This window comes from Streptomyces sp. NPDC048671, assembly GCF_055587045.1.
The window spans coordinates 852004-869485 of the sequence record NZ_JBVJHB010000001.1 but is presented as its reverse complement, the minus strand read 5'-3'; the positions used below and the strand labels follow the sequence as shown (position 1 = coordinate 869485).

12 protein-coding genes, 3 tRNA genes and 1 pseudogene are annotated in these 17482 nt (G+C 69.8%); 7 read left to right on the top strand and 9 right to left on the bottom strand.

What is annotated here, in order from left to right; translation table 11 throughout:
* Nucleotides 1-127: 127 nt before the first annotated feature.
* Nucleotides 128-2044, top strand: coding sequence for a DNA primase (dnaG, locus tag ACZ6S6_RS04000; protein WP_362964541.1), 1917 nt, complete (start codon nt 128-130; stop codon nt 2042-2044).
* Nucleotides 2045-2237: 193 nt separating this feature from the next.
* Nucleotides 2238-3332: an RNA polymerase sigma factor gene (locus ACZ6S6_RS03995; protein ID WP_362964539.1), complete on the top strand. Its 1095-nt coding sequence runs from the start codon at nt 2238-2240 to the stop codon at nt 3330-3332.
* A gap of 220 nt (nt 3333-3552) precedes the next feature.
* On the opposite strand, the gene ACZ6S6_RS03990 is transcribed toward ACZ6S6_RS03995, so the two are convergent.
* The 4 genes from ACZ6S6_RS03990 to ACZ6S6_RS03975 all read right to left on the bottom strand — a co-directional run bounded on the left by ACZ6S6_RS03990 (nt 3553) and on the right by ACZ6S6_RS03975 (nt 9301).
* Entirely contained in the window at nt 3553-5484 is a 1932-nt protein-coding gene (locus ACZ6S6_RS03990) for an ABC transporter ATP-binding protein (protein WP_362964537.1), read from the bottom strand.
* On the bottom strand, nt 5484-7217 hold the full coding sequence (locus ACZ6S6_RS03985; protein ID WP_362964535.1) for an ABC transporter ATP-binding protein: 1734 nt from the start codon (nt 7215-7217) through the stop codon (nt 5484-5486). Before ACZ6S6_RS03985 ends, ACZ6S6_RS03990 begins: the two co-directional genes overlap by 1 nt.
* Nucleotides 7218-7488: 271 nt before the next feature.
* Nucleotides 7489-8934, bottom strand: coding sequence for an FGGY family carbohydrate kinase (locus tag ACZ6S6_RS03980; protein ID WP_469703695.1), 1446 nt, complete (start codon nt 8932-8934; stop codon nt 7489-7491).
* Nucleotides 8935-9001: 67 nt separating this feature from the next.
* The gene (locus ACZ6S6_RS03975; RefSeq protein WP_362964575.1) at nt 9002-9301 is read right to left on the bottom strand and encodes a YtxH domain-containing protein; all 300 of its coding nucleotides are present in this window, start codon (nt 9299-9301) and stop codon (nt 9002-9004) included.
* Between the two features lie 181 nt (nt 9302-9482).
* On the opposite strand from ACZ6S6_RS03975, the gene ACZ6S6_RS03970 reads away from it, so the two are divergent.
* From ACZ6S6_RS03970 to ACZ6S6_RS03955, 4 genes are all read left to right on the top strand, one after another.
* A tRNA-Asn gene (locus ACZ6S6_RS03970) sits at nt 9483-9555 on the top strand.
* 5 nt (nt 9556-9560) lie between these two features.
* Nucleotides 9561-9633, top strand: a tRNA-Asn gene (locus ACZ6S6_RS03965).
* Between the two features lie 245 nt (nt 9634-9878).
* A tRNA-Ile gene (locus ACZ6S6_RS03960) sits at nt 9879-9955 on the top strand.
* A gap of 893 nt (nt 9956-10848) precedes the next feature.
* Nucleotides 10849-11205, top strand: a complete 357-nt coding sequence (locus ACZ6S6_RS03955; protein WP_469703693.1) for a hypothetical protein — start codon at nt 10849-10851, stop codon at nt 11203-11205.
* Here ACZ6S6_RS03955 and ACZ6S6_RS03950 read toward each other — a convergent pair.
* The 3 genes from ACZ6S6_RS03950 to ACZ6S6_RS03940 all read right to left on the bottom strand — a co-directional run bounded on the left by ACZ6S6_RS03950 (nt 11163) and on the right by ACZ6S6_RS03940 (nt 15173).
* Nucleotides 11163-12935: an ABC transporter ATP-binding protein gene (locus ACZ6S6_RS03950; RefSeq protein ID WP_362964529.1), complete on the bottom strand. Its 1773-nt coding sequence runs from the start codon at nt 12933-12935 to the stop codon at nt 11163-11165. The genes ACZ6S6_RS03955 and ACZ6S6_RS03950 overlap by 43 nt on opposite strands.
* Nucleotides 12932-14689 carry an ABC transporter ATP-binding protein gene (locus tag ACZ6S6_RS03945; protein WP_469703690.1) on the bottom strand — a complete coding sequence of 586 codons (1758 nt, stop codon included), beginning with the start codon at nt 14687-14689 and terminating at the stop codon, nt 12932-12934. Before ACZ6S6_RS03945 ends, ACZ6S6_RS03950 begins: the two co-directional genes overlap by 4 nt.
* Nucleotides 14690-14852: 163 nt before the next feature.
* On the bottom strand, nt 14853-15173 hold the full coding sequence (locus tag ACZ6S6_RS03940; RefSeq protein ID WP_469703688.1) for a hypothetical protein: 321 nt from the start codon (nt 15171-15173) through the stop codon (nt 14853-14855).
* A gap of 54 nt (nt 15174-15227) precedes the next feature.
* On the opposite strand from ACZ6S6_RS03940, the pseudogene ACZ6S6_RS03935 reads away from it, so the two are divergent.
* Nucleotides 15228-16030: pseudogene (locus ACZ6S6_RS03935) on the top strand (IS5 family transposase).
* Nucleotides 16031-16411: 381 nt separating this feature from the next.
* On the opposite strand, the gene ACZ6S6_RS03930 reads toward ACZ6S6_RS03935, so the two are convergent.
* Nucleotides 16412-16969: a PIN domain-containing protein gene (locus tag ACZ6S6_RS03930; RefSeq protein ID WP_362964523.1), complete on the bottom strand. Its 558-nt coding sequence runs from the start codon at nt 16967-16969 to the stop codon at nt 16412-16414.
* A gap of 3 nt (nt 16970-16972) precedes the next feature.
* Nucleotides 16973-17434: a helix-turn-helix domain-containing protein gene (locus ACZ6S6_RS03925; protein ID WP_362964521.1), complete on the bottom strand. Its 462-nt coding sequence runs from the start codon at nt 17432-17434 to the stop codon at nt 16973-16975.
* Nucleotides 17435-17482: the final 48 nt, after the last annotated feature.

The following is a 17482-nucleotide window of genomic DNA, read 5'->3' as shown; positions in this document are numbered from 1 at the left end:
GCGGTCCGGACCGCCTTGTGCCGGAGCCCGGCGGGCCCCGGCACGGGCGGACCCGGGCACCGCGGGCGGCCCGTATCACACCCGGCCCGCACCATGCCTGTCACTGCCCACCCGTAGACTTCACCCCGTGGCAGGCAGGATCAATGACGACGACGTGAAGGCGGTCCGGGACGCGGTCCCGATCGACGCCGTCGTTTCCGAGTACCTCCAGCTGCGCAACGCGGGCGGTGGAAACCTCAAGGGCCTGTGCCCCTTCCACGACGAGAAGTCCCCCTCCTTCCAGGTCAGTCCGAGCAAGGGTCTCTTCCACTGCTTCGGCTGCCAGGAGGGCGGCGACACGATCGCCTTCGTGATGAAGATCGACCACCTCCAGTTCTCCGAGGTGGTCGAGCGGCTCGCGGCCCAGGCCGGCATCACCCTGCGGTACGAGGAGGGCGGGTACAACCCCTCCCACCAGCGCGGTGAGCGGATCAGGCTGGTCGAGGCGCACAAGGCGGCCGCCCAGTTCTACGTCGAGCAGCTCGACGGCCCCGAGGCCGAGATCGGCCGCAAGTTCCTCGCCGAGCGCGGCTTCGACCAGGCGGCGGCCGGCCACTTCGGCGTCGGCTACAGCCCGGCCGGCTGGGACCACCTCACCCGCTATCTGCGCGGCAAGGGCTTCAGCGACAAGGAGCTGATCGCCTCCGGCATCTCCCAGGACGGCAGGCGCGGCCCCATCGACCGCTTCCGCGGCCGGCTGATGTGGCCGATCAGCGACACCGCGGGCGACATCGTCGGCTTCGGCGCCCGCAAACTGCGCGACGACGACAACGGCCCGAAGTACCTCAACACCCCAGAGACCGCGATCTACAAGAAGTCCCAGGTGCTGTACGGCATCGACCTGGCCAAGAAGGACATCGCGAAGGCCAGCCGGGCCGTCGTCGTCGAGGGCTACACCGACGTGATGGCCTGCCACCTCGCCGGGATCACCACCGCCATCGCCACCTGCGGCACCGCGTTCGGCGGCGACCACATCAAGATCCTGCGCCGGCTCCTGATGGACAACGGCAGCGCCCGGGTGATCTTCACCTTCGACGGTGACGCGGCAGGCCAGAAGGCCGCCCTGCGCGCCTTCGAGGACGACCAGAAATTCGCCGCCGAGACCTACATCGCGATCGCCCCGGACAACATGGACCCGTGCGATCTGCGGCTCGCCAAGGGCGACGAGGCCGTCCGCGACCTGGTCGAACCCCGCACCCCGCTCTTCGAGTTCGCCCTCCGTCAGATCGTCGGCCGCTACGACCTGGAGACCCCGGCGGGCCGCGCCGCCGCGCTCGACGAGGCCGCCTCCGTCGTCGCCAAGATCAAGACGGGCAGCGTGCAGCGCGAGGTCGCCGTCCAGCTGGCCGGCTTCGTCGGCATCCTGGACCAGGAGTACGTCGTGCACCGGGTCAATCAGCTCGCCCAGTGGGCCCGCGGCCGGGGCGACCAGCGAGGATCCGCGCGCTCCTCCTCCCGCTCCGGCGCGCAGAGCCGGCAGGCCCAGCCCCCCGCCGCGGCCTCCGGCCCCTCCGGGCCCGCGCTCAACCTCCGCAGCCCGGCCCACCGCACCGAGCGCGAGCTGCTCAAGCTCGCCCTGCAGAAGCCCGCCCTGGTCTCCCCGGCCTTCGACGCCTACGGCACGGACGAGTTCACCGCCCCGCCGTACGCGGCAGTCCGCGAGTGCATCGCGGAGGTCGGCGGCGCCGAGCTGGGCGTAGCCGAGACCCGCGAATACCTCGTCCAGGTGCTCGACGCGACCCCCAACGACACGGTGCGCAAGCTGGTCACCGAGCTGGCGGTCGAGGTCTTCCACGGCAAGTCCATCGACGAGGCCTACGCGGGCGAGCACCTGGTCAAGGTCCGGCTGCGGGCCGTCGACCGCCGGATCGACGACGTCCAGGGCAGCCTCGCCCGGCTCGGCAGCAATGTCGCCCCGGACCACCTGGCCGCCGCGCAGAACGAGGTCTGGGTCCTCCAGCAGTACGCCCAGTCCCTGCGCAACAGCGGAGCCGACGCGCTCTGAGGCCCCAGGGCCGCCTCCGGCGACCCGCCCGGTCACCTGGCGGACTCAGAAAGTCCCCGCACGCCCCTCGTGGCAGCTGTGTGTCGTGCCCCACACTGGGTGGCGGTGCCTGAGTCATCGGAGCGCGGCCGGCCCACCGAACGGTGGTCCTCCATCCCCGCGGTCCGGCAGCGATCACCTGGAGGTCGCCCCCGTGCAGACCCGGACCGTGACCAAGACCGAGCATGTCTCGGCAGTCCCCGCGCAGCACCGGGCCGTACGTCACCCGGAGGCCGCGGCGGACCCGCAGGACATCCCCGACCCACCCGAGGTGGTCATGGAGGAGCCGGCGGAGCTGCCCGAGCCCCCGGCGCGGCGCGGCAGGCCGGACACGAGCGGGCCGTCGTCCGATCTGTTCCGGCAGTACCTGCGGGAGATCGGCCGCATCCAGCTGCTCACCGCCGCCGACGAGGTGGAGCTCGCCCGCAGCGTCGAAGCCGGCCTGTTCGCCGAGGAACGCCTCGCCCGCACCCCGGACCCCGACACCCGCCTCGCCGTCGACCTGGACCGGCTCGTCGTCATGGGCCGGATGGCCAAACGCCGGCTCATCGAGGCCAACCTGCGCCTGGTCGTCTCCGTGGCCAAACGCTACGTCGGCCGCGGACTGACCATGCTCGACCTGGTCCAGGAGGGAAACCTCGGACTGATCCGGGCGGTCGAGAAGTTCGACTACGCCCGCGGCTACAAGTTCTCGACGTACGCGACCTGGTGGATCCGGCAGGCCATGTCCCGCGCCCTGGCCGACCAGGCGCGGACCATACGGGTCCCGGTCCACGTCGTCGAACTGATCAACCGCGTCGTGCGGGTCCAGCGCCGGATGCTCCAGGAGCGCGGCTACGAGCCGACTCCCGAGGAGGTCGCCGCCCAGCTCGACCTGACCCCGGAGCGGGTGGGCGAGGTGCTGCGCCTCGCCCAGGAACCCGTGTCCCTGCACGCCCCGGTCGGCGAGGAGGACGACGTCTCCCTCGGCGACCTGATCGAGGACGGGGACGCCGCGTCCCCGGTCGAGTCCGCCGCCTTCCTGCTGCTGCGCGAACACCTGGAGGTCGTGCTCTCCACGCTCAACGAGCGCGAGCGGAAGGTGGTCCAGCTGCGGTACGGGCTGGCCGACGGGCGGCCCCGCACGCTTGAGGAGATAGGCCGGATCTTCGGCGTGACCCGTGAACGCATCCGCCAGATCGAGTCCAAGACCCTCAGCAAACTGCGGGACCACGCCTTCGCCGACCAGCTCCGCGGCTACCTCGACTGAGTACGCGTACCCGCGCACCCGCCGGGGCAGCCGCGGAACGGCGCCGCGAACAGGCTCCCTAGAGCCTCTCGTTTGGATCATGCTGGGCTCGCGGGGTCCGGCACCGCACCTCGCGGCGTTGTCGTCGGTCGCCAGGACTCCGCCCTGACTCCCTCCTCCGCCTTGCGATGCACGGCACCGGCCCCCGCTCCCTGATCCAGCCTGATCCAAACGAAAGACCCTAGTCGACCTCGGCGACCGCCTGCGCGAACTGGGCCGCGTACAGCCGCGCGTACGCGCCCCGCGCCTCCAACAGCCCGTCGTGCGTGCCCTGCTCGACGATCGAGCCGTTCTCCATCACCAGGATGACGTCGGCGTCCCGGATGGTGGAGAGCCGGTGCGCGATCACGAAGCTCGTACGGCCGTGCGCCAGGCGCGCCATCGCCTTCTGGATCAGCACCTCGGTACGGGTGTCGACCGAGCTGGTCGCCTCGTCGAGCACCAGTATCACCGGGTCGGACAGGAACGCCCGCGCGATGGTGATCAGCTGCTTCTCGCCCGCGCTGACGCCGGTGCCCTCGTCGTCGATCACCGTGTCGTAGCCGTCCGGCAGGGTACGGATGAAGCGGTCGGCGTGGGCCGCCCGCGCCGCCTCCTCGACCTCCTCCCGGGTGACCTCGACCGACGCGCCGTACGCGATGTTCTCCGCGATGGTCCCGCCGAACAGCCAGGTGTCCTGGAGGACCATGCCGATCCCCGACCGCAGGTCGTCGCGCGACATCGTCGCCACGTCCACCCCGTCCAGGGTGATCCGGCCGCCCGTCACCTCGTAGAACCGCATCAGCAGATTGACCAGCGTCGTCTTGCCCGCACCGGTCGGTCCGACGATCGCGACCGTGTGACCCGGTTCGACACTCAGCGACAGGTCCTCGATGAGCGGCTTCTCCGGGTCGTAGCGGAACGACACGTGCTCCAGCGCGACGCTGCCGCGCGGCGCCTGCGGGTGCGCGCCCTTGCCCGGTGCGGGATCGGGGTCCTGCTCCTCGGCGTCCAGCAGTTCGAAGATCCGCTCGGCCGAGGCCACCCCGGACTGCACCAGGTTCGCCATGGAGGCGACCTGGGTCAGCGGCATGGAGAACTGCCGCGAGTACTGGATGAAGGCCTGCACATCACCGATCGACAGCGAACCGGAGGCGACGCGCAGCCCGCCGATCACGGCGATCAGCACATAGTTCAGGTTCGACACGAACATCATCAGCGGCTGCATGATCCCGCTGTTGAACTGCGCCTTGAACCCGGCCTCGTACAGCGCGTCGTTCTGCTCGGCGAAGTCCCGCGCGGACTCGTCCTGCCGGCCGAAGACCTTCACCAGGGTGTGCCCGGTGTACATCTCCTCGATGTGGGCGTTGAGCTTGCCCGTCACCTTCCACTGCTGGACGAACTGCGGCTGCGAGCGCTTGCCCACCTTGGTCGCCACGACCACCGACAGCGGCACCGTCACCAGGGCGACGAGCGCCAGCAGCGGCGAGATCCAGAACATCATGATCAGCACGCCGACGATGGTCAGCAGCGAGTTGATGAGCTGGCCCATCGTCTGCTGCATCGTCTGCGAGATGTTGTCTATGTCGTTCGTCGCCCGGCTGAGCACCTCGCCGCGCTTCTGCTGGTCGAAGTAGGACAGCGGCAGCCGCGACAGCTTCGTCTGGATGTCCTCGCGCATCTGGAACACGACCCGGTTGATCACCCGGATCGACAGCCGCGTCGACACCAGCATCAGCAGCCCGGCACCCACGTACACGGCCAGCGCCGCCAGCAGCACCCGGCCGATCGCGTCGAAGTCCATGCCCTGCCCGGGGACGAAGTCCACCTTGGAGAGCATGTCGGCCAGGCCGCTGTTGGACTTGTGCAGGCCGTCGATGGCCTGCTCCTTGGTCGTCCCCGCCCGCATCTGCCGGCCGATGACCCCGGCGAACACCAGGTCGGTGGCCTTGCCGAGGATCTTCGGGCCGACCACCGAGAGCGCCACGCTCAGCGCACCGGCCACCAGCATCACGTACAGCGTGGCCCGCTCCGAGGCGAAGCGCTTCAGCAGCCGCTTCGTGGAGCCCTTGAAGTCCATGGAGCGCTGGGTCGGTGCCCCGCCCGCCATCATGCGTCCGCCAGCCCCGGCCATTACGCGGCCTCCGCTTCCGTCAGCTGGGAGAGCACGATCTCCCGGTATGTTTCATTGCCGTCCATCAGCTCGTGATGACTGCCGGAGCCGACGACCCGGCCCTCGTCCATCACCAGGATCCGGTCGGCGTCGCGGATGGTGGACACCCGCTGTGCGACGATCACCACGGTCGCGGCGGCGGTCTCCCGCAGCAGTGCCGCGCGCAGCGCGGCGTCCGTGGCGTAGTCCAGCGCGGAGAACGAGTCATCGAAGAGGTAGATCTCCGGCTGCTGGACCAGCGTCCGCGCGATCGACAGCCGCTGTCTCTGCCCGCCGGAGACATTGGTTCCGCCCTGCGCGATCGGTGCGTCGAGCCCGTGCTCCAGACCCTCGACGAACTCCTTGGCCTGTGCGACCTCCAGGGCGTGCCACAGCTCCTCGTCGGTCGCGTCCGGGTTCCCGTACCGCAGATTGGTCGCGACCGTTCCGGAGAACAGATACGGCTTCTGCGGGACCAGGCTCACGGTCTTCGCCAGCAGCGCCGGATCCAGCGTCCGTACGTCCGTCCCGTCGACCAGCACCTGGCCGTCCGTCACGTCGAACAGCCGGGGTACGAGACCGAGCAGCGTCGACTTGCCGCTGCCCGTCGACCCGATGATCGCGGTCGTCTCGCCGGGCCGGGCCATCAGATCCACCGACCGCAGTACCGACGCCTCGGCGCCGGGGTAGCGGAAGTTCGCACCCCGGACCTCCAGATGCCCGTGGGCGCGCAGTTCGGTCACCGGATCGACCGGCGGCACCACGCTGGACTCGGTCTCCAGGACCTCCTGGATGCGCTCGGCACAGACCTCGGCGCGCGGCACCATCATGAACATGAAGGTGGCCATCATGACCGACATGACGATCTGCATCAGATAGGAGAGGAACGCGGTCAGCGCCCCGATCTGCATCCCGCCGCTGTCGATCCGGTGCGCGCCGAACCAGACGACGGCGATCGACGACACGTTCACGACCGTCATCACGGTCGGGAACATCAGTGCCATCAGCCGCCCGGTGGACAGCGCCACGTCCGTCAGCTCGGTGTTGGCGCCGCGGAACCGCTTCTCCTCGTAACCGTCGCGGACGAAGGCGCGGATGACCCGGTTGCCGGTGATCTGCTCGCGCAGCACCCGGTTCACCGTGTCGAGCCGCTCCTGCATCGTGCGGAACAGCGGACGCATCCGCTTCACGATCAGGCTCACCGCGATCCCGAGGACCGGCACCACCGCGAGGAGCACCGCGGAGAGCGGGACATCCTGGCCGAGCGCCATGATGATGCCGCCGACACACATGATCGGTGCCGAGACCATCAGCGTGAACGTCATCAGGACCAGCATCTGGACCTGCTGGACGTCATTGGTCGTACGGGTGATCAGCGACGGTGCGCCGAACCGGCCGAGCTCACGCGCGGAGAACGACTGGACCCGGTCGAAGACCGACGCCCGGACGTCGCGGCCCAGTGCGGACGCGGTACGGGCACCGATGTAGACGGCCCCGACGTTGCAGACCACCTGGGCGATGCTGACGACGATCATGGCGCCGCCGTACTGAAGGATGTAACCCGTGTCCCCCTTGACGACACCGTTGTCGATGATGTCGGCGTTCAGGGTGGGCAGATAGAGGGCGGCGGAGGTCTGGAGCAGCTGGAAGACCACCAGCAGCGCGATCGGTTTCTTGTACGGACCGAGATAGGCCCGCAGGAGTTTTATGAGCACGCGTGTCTCTCGGAGTCGGCATAGGTCGGGAGTCGACCCATTTTCCGGCACCGCCCACCGGGACCGCGAACGTTTTTATTCAAGTCCAGGTCAAAAAAAAGACCGGGTCCATAATTTTGCCACCGAACTCCGCGCCGCCCCCCGGCGGTGTCACCGAAGGTAGGCACCCCGGCGCGCGCCGTCGACCGCGAGACGCCCCGGCGCGCGGCGACGAGCGCCCCGCGTATCGGCGCGCGACGTATCAGCGCCCCGCTTATCGACGCCCCGCGTATCAGCGCGCGGCGTCGAAGGCTCCGGGGTGGATCTGGTCCCGCGTCGCCACGTACTGCTGACGCACCGCCTGACCGACCGCCAGCTCCTCGCCGGGATCCAGCACCTGCGCCGCGGCGTCCTGCCAGACCGGGGGAGTGCGCGGATCGAGCGTCCCCTGCGAGACCCCCAGCGCCCAGGCCGCCTGCCGGGCCGCACCCAGCGCCGCGTACTGGGCCGGCTCCGGGATGACCACCTGCGTCCCCAGCAGCATGGGCGCGAGCGCCCGCACGGCCGGCAGTTCGGCGGCGGCGCCCAGCAGGAACACCCGCCGCACCTCGACCCCGCGGCCGCGCAGCACGTTCAGCGCGTCGGCCAGCGAGCAGAGCATCCCCTCGAACGCGGCCCGCGCGAGGTGCTCCGGCTTCATCGACTCGCGCCGCAGCCCGCTCAGCGTCCCCGCGGTGTGCGGCAGACGCGGGGTCCGCTCACCCTCCAGATACGGCAGGAGCACCAGCCCCGAGGCGCCCGGCGTCGACTTCAGCGCCAGCGCCGACAGCTCCTCCAGCCCCTCCACGTCCAGCATCTCGGCGGTGCCGCGCAGCGCCCGTACCGCGTTCGACGTGTGCACCACCGGCAGGTGCATCCCGGTGGCGTCCGCGAACGAGGTGATCATCCCGGTCGGATCGGCCAGCGCCTCGTGGTGCACGGCCATCACCGAGCCAGAGGCCCCCAGCGACACCACGGCGTCGCCGACCCCGACCCCGAGCCCGAACGCCGCCGCCATCGTCTCGCCGGTACCCGCCGAGATCAGCAGCCCCTCGGGCGTCGTCCCGGCAGCCTCGCAGGGACCGAGCACCTCGGGCAGCGCCGCCTCCCGGCCGAGCGCCAGCTCCACCAGCTCCGGCCGGTAGGACTCAGTGGCCGCCGACCAGTAACCGGTCCCGGACGCGGCACCCCGGTCGGTCGTCCGCCGGGCCGGGCGGCCCAGCAGCTGCCACACCAGCCAGTCGTGCGGCTGGAGCACGGCGGCGACCCGCTGTGCCGTCTCCGGCTCGTTCCGCGCCATCCAGCGCAGCTTCGACACCGGCTGAGCGGCCTGCGGCACCGCCCCGACCGCCTCGGCCCAGGCCTGCCGCCCGCCCAGCCCGTCGATCAGATCGGCGGCGGCGACCTGCGCCCGCTTGTCGTTGCCGAGCAGCGCGGGACGTACGAGATTGCCCTGGCGGTCCAGCGGCACGAGCCCGTGCTGCTGCGCGGCCACCCCGATGGCCTGCACGCCTTCGAGCAGCCCGCCGGTGGCCGCCTCACCGAGTGAGAGCAGCCACACCTGCGGGTCGACCTCGGAGGCCTTCGCCTCCACGGGGTGTGCGGCGTACCCCTGGCGCAGTACGGCACCCGTGTCCGTATCGCAGACCACGATGTGCGTGAAGGCGGAAGAACTGTCCAAGCCGGCGACTATGCCCATACACAGATTCTGCCGCACCGCCGGAGCATTCCCGCACCGGCGGTGCGACAGACCTGACGACGGGGCCTCAGGTGTTGGTCGTTCCCCAGTCGTCCGCGCCGTTCGCGCCGTGCCCGCGCAGCGACCGCACCCGGTCCGCCACGGACGCCGGCACCTTGTCGCCGACCTTGTCGCCCACCGCGTGGTACGCCTTCCCGGCGAACTCGCGGCCGCTCTGGGCCGCCGACTCGCAGGTGTTGCGCACGGCCGGGTTCTGGGCGAACTGACGTGCGGACTTCTTCAGCTGCTCGTAGCGCTCGCGCCCGGCACGCGTGCCGAGCACGTAACCGAGGGCCACTCCGGCGATGAACGTGAGCCGGTACCGCATGGCTGTCACCCTTTCTTCACTCCGTGCGATGTGTGCTGCCCGCCTACCCGCGGGCACCGGAGATCACCCCGGCCGATACCGATTGGCAAAGCACCCCCCTGCTTGCGCTAATGTATGTGTCGCAGCGAACGTCCGCCGCCCGGCAGCCGCCAGGCAGGTGTCGTTCGAGGCGACGCAGCAATCCCCTGTAGCTCAATTGGCAGAGCAGCCGGCTGTTAACCGGCAGGTTACTGGTTCGAGTCCAGTCGGGGGAGCGCGATCCCCTGTAGCTCAATTGGCAGAGCATTCGGCTGTTAACCGGAGGGTTACTGGTTCGAGTCCAGTCGGGGGAGCGGAACGGAAGAGGGCCCTGCGGGGTCCTTTTTCGCGTGCCCCGAACCGGCCCTCCGGCGGTCCGGTTCGGTGGTGCGCGTGGGGCCGGCGTGACTCTTTCGCGTCAACTTCACGTCGTCCGGAACCGGGCACGGAGCAGCGCGGTCTTCATGGTCACGAGTACCCGGGCATCCGGAGCGAGAGATCGTATGACCGGCTATGCTGCGGCAGACGGCGCGCACACATGTACGCGCCAGGCCGAAAAGGGGCGGTAGCTCAGCCGGTTAGAGCAGCGGACTCATAATCCGTCGGCCGTGGGTTCGAGTCCCACCCGCCCCACCACAGCAGAAACGTTGTGACCAGTGGGAACGCCGTTGCGACGCTAGCCGGGTCACGGCATGAGCCGCGCGAACGCCACAGCGACTCGCCGCAGGCTCCTTCGGATGGCTCACGGCATGGCCGGTGAACGCCTGAGCGGTGACCCCTCCCGCACCGTGATGTGGCGGACTGGTGGCTCCCGAACGGGGCGGACCCGGCGCGAGACCTTCGACGGCGAAGGGGCGGCGAAGCGTTTCCGTGACCTGGTGAACGGTCACGGACAGCAATGGCCGCCGGAGGCGGGACGTTCCTCGGCGCCCCCAAGACCAAGAAGTCACGCCGGACGCTCGTGCTCACCCCGGAGCAGGCGCAACTGTTCCAGCGCCGCTGTCAGGGGAAGAAGCCGACCGACCTGATCTTCACCGCGCCAGAAGGCGGAGGTCGTGCACTCCCGTTGTGATCCACCGCAAGGCTGTCCCGCGATAATCCACTGATCCAAGGTGTCTGAGCTCGGGACTGGCGTCCCGCCTGACCTTCGTCCCGCCTGGCCTTCGTCCAGGCGGGGCGAGGTTTTGCATACCGCCTGGGCCTGCCCTGCGCGCCGCTCCCCACCTAAGGCCGGCTCTATTACGGCACAGTCCTGCTGAGCTGACTCGACGCCCGATGGTGACCGGGCGTGGTGTCTCGCCGGTACGTGGACTACGGGAAGTGGACGGTGGTCGCCGTTCCTGCGGCTCGTAGCTCGTGACCTCGGCCGCTCACGGACCTGACCGCCTCTCCCGCCTTGTTCGGCGTGCGTCCGCCGGCCGCGATCGACGACACAGCGCTTCCCGTCGGCCACCCGGTCCTGCACCGCCTGCAAATGACGTACCGGGCGGTCCCTGGCGAGAGCCCGTAGGGGCCGGCCAAGGCGGGGGGTGACGCGCTGGACCGGCTACGAGGCAAGCCTGCGGCGCAAGGCCATGCGCCGCACGGGCAAGGCGTTCGCCGAGATCGTCGGCGTTAATCCGCGCCGGATCCTCCGCTGGGAGGGCCGCGGCGAGACGATTGAGCTGGGCCTCGACATCCAGGCAGCCCTGGACACGATCCTCGCGAGGGCCGACATCGAGGTCCAGCAGGGGTTCGCCGCGATGCTGACCGAGCGGGTCGTCCGGCAGTCTGTCCGGCGCGGCCACGACCCAGGAGGGGTTCTCAGCTACCTCCTTTGGCACCGAGGGTCCGGTGCGTCCGATCAGACGAAGTACCGGGCCTGCAGGCGGTACAGCTCGGCGTAGGGGCCGTCGGCCCGGGTCAGGCTGTCGTGGGTGCCGACCTCGACGACGCGGCCGTGGTCCAGGACGACGATGAGGTCAGCCGCGCGGGCGGTGGTGAAGCGGTGGGTGACCAGCACGGTCACCCCGCCGTCCAGGCGGTTGAGCTCGGCGTACTGCTTGAACAGCCACTCCTCGGCGCGGGCGTCGAGGCTGGCGGAGGGCTCGTCGAGGATCCGCAGCAGCGGCGTCCGCCGCATCGCGGCCCGAGCGTTGGCGAGCGTCTGCCACTGGCCGCCCGACAGGCCCTCGCCGTCCCACGATGTGCGTCCGAGCCGGGTGTCCAGCCCGTCGGGAAGCCCGGAGAGGAGTCTGTCGCCACCCGCGGTCCGCACCGCTTCGAGGACCCGCTCCGGGTCCTCACGGTGGTCGAGCAGGCCCAGTCCGACGGTGTCCTGGAGGGACATCTCGATCGGGACCGGGGCCTGGAAGGCCACGGTGGTCCGTGCCCGCCACTCCTCTGGCGAGAACTGGGCGAGGTCGGTGCCGTCCACCAGGATGCGCCCCGCGTTCGGACGGTAGAGGCCGGTGAGCATGGTGACGAAGGTGGATTTCCCGGCGCCGTTCTCGCCGACCAGGGCGACCACCGCGCCGGCCGGGAGGTGGAGGTCGACGGCGTCCAGGGAGGGCTGGTCGCGGTTCCAGTACTGGAAGGTGAGACCTTCCAGAGTGATCCCGTGGCGCAGTGCAGCCGGCACCACCGCCGGGGTGGCCGGCACGACGGCCGCCCGCTCCACGGTGCCGTCCTCGACAACGTCGAGGAAGACCCGGGTCGCCCGCAGCGACTCCAGGGTCCAGAAGCTCAGGTTCAGCAGGCCCTGCACCTGTCCGGTGATCTGGCTGCTCACGGCGACGGCCGTGATCACCAGGCTGAGCGAGGCGTGGCCGGACAGAGCGGCCCGCACCATCAGGACGATCGCGCCCGCGTAGGCCAGCACGAAGAGCAGCCACGCCAGGGCGACCGGCACCCGGGCCAGCCCGTCGGTGCGGGCGATGTCGCGTCCGGCGGCGTCCCACTGCGCGCGGTGCCTCCGCCGCAGTTCGCGCGCCAGTCCGAACAGGCGGGTCTCCCGGCCGGATGCGGCGGTGGTGGCGAGCGTGAACAGGTGCCCGGCCAGCCGGGTGCTGGGCGTGGTGCGCTGTTCGGCCCGGCCGCGTCGCTTGTCCGCGGCCTGGGTGGTCAGCACCGCGGGAACGGCGAAGAGCGGCAGCACGGCGAGGACCGGGACGACCAACGCCATAAGCACCGCCGAGGCGATCAGCGCCAGCGCGGCTCCGATCAGCCACACCAGCCGGTCGAAGGCCGGTCCGATCTCGCCTCGAGTGGCACGGGCCGTGGCCGCCGTGTCGGAACGGCTCGGACGCTCGTGGATCTCCAGCGTCGGCGTCGTGCCGACCACGTCGATGAGCCGGAGCTCGATCTGGTTCTGGATCTCCTCCTGAAGCCGTAGCCGGGTGAAGTACCCGGCGATGAAGGTGCCCTGCGTGAGCATCACGAATATCGCCGCGGCCAGCGTCAGGACCGCCAGGCCGTGGGTCGAGTGACGGCTCGCCACCGCACTGAAAAGACCGAGCAGCACGGCCAGGCCCACCCCGGTGGCCGTTTCGAGTAGCGCCACCGCCACTACAAGCAGGGACCGGATCCGGTCCGTGCGGGGTCCGATCGCCAGGACGAAACGCAGTGCGCCGATCAAGACGCCACCTCCTCGAAACGCTTGGCCTGCAGGCGGAACAGCTCGGCATACCGGCCGTCGGCGGTGAGCAGGTCCTCGTGTGTGCCGTCTTCGATGATCCGACCGTCTTCCAGCACGACCACCCGCTCCGCCTTGCGCACGGTGGCGAACCGGTGCGAGATGGCGATGGTGGTGGCCCCTGCGGTGAGCTCGTGGAACGTGTCGTAGAGCTGAGCCTCCGCGCGGGGGTCCAGACTGGCGGCCGGCTCGTCCATGATCAGCAGCTGCGCGCCGTGCCGCAGGCCGAACAGCGCACGGGCGATGGCGATGCGCTGCCATTCGCCGCCCGATGCGTCGACCCCGCCCGCGTAACCGCTGGACATCACCGTGTCCCAACCGTCGGGCAGCCGCTCGATGAACTCCAGCAGTCCGGCTTGTCGTGCCACGGCGCGCAGGCCCTCCTCATCGTCCGCGTGGGGCAGCGAGCCAAAGGCGATGTTGTCGCGCACGGTCAGCTCGTAGCGGCCGAAGTCCTGGAAGACCGCGACGACTTGACGCTGCCAGCCGCGACGCTCCGCGTCGCCGACCGGGGTGCCGCCGATGTGCAGCGAGCCCCCGCTCGGAGCGTCCAGTCCTGCGATGAGCCGGGCCAGCGTGGTCTTGCCCGCGCCGTTGAGGCCGACGATGGCGAGCGACTGACCGGCGGGGACGGTGAGGTCGATGCCGTGCAGCACCTCGCCCACGCTGCCGCCGTAACGGAACCGCAGGCCCTCGCAGGCGATGGCCCCGGTCGGCGCCGGCTTGGCGGGCGACGGTACGAGCGGCTCCGCGACCGGCTCCGCGACAGGGAAGGCGAGCGCCTCGCCGGCGGCCTTCCCCCCGAAGCCCATGCGGAGGTCGTCGTCGTCCGCCCGAAGCACCTGCAGCAGCGCCCGCACGGCCAGGCCGCCGATCGCCAGGTCACCCACGGTCGTCCCATCGGCGCGGGTCGCGGCCCGGTACGCCAGGAAGCAGAAGACCGAAGCGACAGCGGCGCCGGTGACCAGCACGACCACGACCACGAACAGGTCGTGCTCGCGCCGGCGCCGCCAGACCCTCGTCATGTTCGTCCGCCACTCCGCTCGGTACGCGTCGCGGAAGAAGCCGGCCAGGCCGAACAGCCGCACCTCCCGGGCCGCGCCCGGCGTGGTGGGCACATCTCGCAGGTAGGACGTACGACGCAGCTCCGTCGTCTGGTTCACCGTCTCGACGACGGCCTTCCGGTAGTTCCGGACCAGCCGGGAGTGGAGCAGGGTGAACACGACGAAGACGACCGGCCCCAGCCACCAGACGACCTCCGTGAGCAGTGCCGCGGAGCCGATCGCGGTCACCCAGAGGGTGGACCTGGTCGAGAACCCGAAGACAGCCTCCCCGGGGGGCATGTCGATGGTCCCGGCCCCCCGGGCCCGGCTGATCCGGCCGAGGTAGGCGGGATCCTCCAGATGGCCGACGGTCGTCGGCTCCGAGGCCGCCCCCATCACCCGCTCGCCCAGCCGCCCGGTGACCCGGCGGCCGAGTGCCCGGCCCAGCGCGCTGCGTGCCGACTCGGTGAGGTGGGTAAAGAAGAACAGCACGACGATGACCGCGACCCAGCGGTAGCAGTCGTGTGCCGCCGGACTGCTCGTGCCCTTACCGACCGCCGAGGTGAGCACGTCCACGAGTTCGCCGATCGCGACGGTGATACCGACCGGCGCCGCGCCGGCCAGCACGGCCGTGAGCGCGATCAGGGTACTCACGACCGGAGCCTCCACGAAGGAATACCGGATGAGAGCAGGCATCACCCACTGCCTCACCGGGGCCGCAGAGTGGCTCGTATCCGTAGTCATGCTTTCCCCTGGGTGCTTGACATGGCTTTTTCTCCTGCTTGACTTCCAGTGCTGCGCTGGCACTGCGGTGCGATCAACAGCTGTGGACGGCCTCATCGGCGGTCGCGGCGGCATACGCCTCGCGGAGCCTGCGCTTGAGTACTTTGCCGGTGACGCCGACCGGGATCGACTCCATTTCGACCGCCCGTAGTTCGGCGAGCAACGGCTTGTCGAGGCCGCTCAGGATCTCGTTGGCCCGCGCCAGTATTCCGTCGGTTCCGTGGCCGCTGCGGAGGTGGACCAGAACGATGGCGCGGACTTCGTGATCCCATCCGGCCGCCACCACTACGCAGTCGTCGATCGTGAGCCGGTCCGGGCCGACGCCGGCGCGGCGGAGAGCCCCGGTGACCGCCACCGCGACCCCGGCCCCTCCACGTGCGGCTTGGCCACGTGGAAGGCGTCGGCGGAAATGGCCCAGCCGGCGAGTCTGGCCAGGGGCTTGGCCCCGCGTGCGCGGGATCGGCTGGAGTCGTTCTTGCCTCCTGGTGGTGCGCGTGGTGGTCGGTGGAGCGACCACCGTCGGGTGATCAACGGGGTTCTCTACCGAGTGCGGACCGGTGTGCAGTGGCGGGATCTGCCGGAGCGGTTCGGGCCGTGGGAGACGGTCTATAAACGACATCGCCGCTGGTCAGCGGATGGGCCATGGGCGATGCTGCTGTCCCGCATCCAGTCAGCCGAGGACGCGGCGGGCGGGATCGACTGGGATGTGTCGGTGGACTCGACAGCTGTGCGGGCCCACCAGCACGCCGCCGGCGCGAGGACGGCGCCGGCGGTCGCGGTCCCTCAAAGGGGGATCGCTGGGGGGACGAACCAGGTCGATCCGGTGTTGAGGAATCTGGCAGTCCGGCTGGAGGAAGTGGTCAGATCGGCGAGTGTCCGGGACGTTCCCGCGGCGGATTCACCACCAAAATCCACCTTGCCGCCGATGGGCGATGCCGGCCACTCACTCTCGTCCTGACACCCGGACACTACGGTGACGGCCCCCAGTTCGAGCGAGTACTGAAGCAGGTCTCCGTGCTCCGTATCGGAGTCGGCCGGCCCCGGACCAGGCCCGACCATGTCCTCGCGGACAAGGCCTACACCTCTCGGGAGACCCGTCGCTACCCGCTACGAGAAACGCGCCTACATCTACCTCGGCACCGTCACACTCGCAGCCCTCGCCATCTGGCTCCGAACATGATCCGAGAAACAGTGCCTAGTGAAGCCGGTTGACGCCCGAGGTGTCGGCCTATGTCGCGGCAGCTGCCGAGCATCACGGCGCCATGGACCGGCTTTGGGGGCTGACGGATCACTTGGAGGCGGAGTGCGGCCGGGTATCGGCCGAGGAGGAGTAACAGTGGTGGAGCGCGCAACGATGACTGGCGTGGCGAGCAGCGCTCGCCGGGTCCGAGGAAGTTCGCGTGCCGCTGCCAGGCCGGGTCATTTCCTGGGCGGACAGCAGGTGTGGGCCCAGGTGCCAGGGTCGGTCCCGGGCGCCGCATGCTCTACCCGCCACCACCCGATGAGCCGGGACCGACATACGACCTTCTCTCGAGGCTGCCCGGTGGCTGATCTCTTGCAGCCTGGCCGGGGACGGCCGCCAGCCATACGGAATCAGGCGAGCGCCCTCAGGGCCGCCGCAGACGAAACGAGACGGTTCCTCTCGAGTTGCTCGATCACGTCCGCGACCGTGCCGGGCGGATTCTTCCAACTGTCGGCGATGCGCTGGATCTCTGCGTACACGACCTCCGGCGCCAGATCTATCTGCGCTTCGAGGAAGGCGTCCGGGTGGACGGCTTCAACGTCCCATGGCGCCAGGGCTTCCGCGGGGAAGTCTTTGAGGTTGAACGTCACGATCACCTGGGCTTTGGCGCGGATCGCCGCGGCCAGGACGTGCCGGTCGTTCTTGTCGGGGAGTTCCAGTATGTCGATGAGCGGCTCGTGCCCCTTGACGAGGCAGTCCCGTACGGCTGCCTTCATCAGCCGCCGTGTTTTGTCGAGGGCTCCGGGGCCCAGGTCCGGCCGGTTGGCCTTCAGGTTGCGGAACGTCTCGTCAAGGATTGTCTCGGTCCACTTCGCCTGCACAAGGCCGGCCTCCGCGACGCGGATGAGCACGTCGCGGAGGATATTCGGGTAGAGCACGTTCGCGTCGTAAACGGCGACGAAGGCCATCGACTACATCAATCCCATCTCCTGGCCGAGCTGAGTGAGCTCGTCTGCTGCTTCACGGCGACGCCGGTCGTCTGTCTGCTTGTACTCCATGAGCGACGACGCTGTGATTCTGCGGTGCGTTCCGACCAGACGGCACTCGATTTCGCCGGCGTCCAGGAGGCCGATGAGGAAGGGCCGGGACACGTTGAGGATGTCTGCCGCTTGCTGGGTGGTGAGCTCCGCCGTGCTGGGGACGATGGACACGCCTCGGCCTGCCCCTAGGTGGGCGAGGAGACCGGCGAGGAGCTCGACGGCTTCGCGGGGCAGAGTGAGGGGCTCAAGCTCGTTGTCGTCGAGTGGCTTGACGGCGATCTGTCCGAGGTCGGGGTGCTCGGTGAGGTAACCGCGGACACGAGTGAGGGCGCGGTTCGCTGCGGCGGTCTTCTCGGGCGGGAGCTTCACGGGCCTGATGTCTGTCTTCGTCACGGTGCGCCCCTAACTTTCGTGGCGGGTGGGCGTCATTGCTTGAGGGTC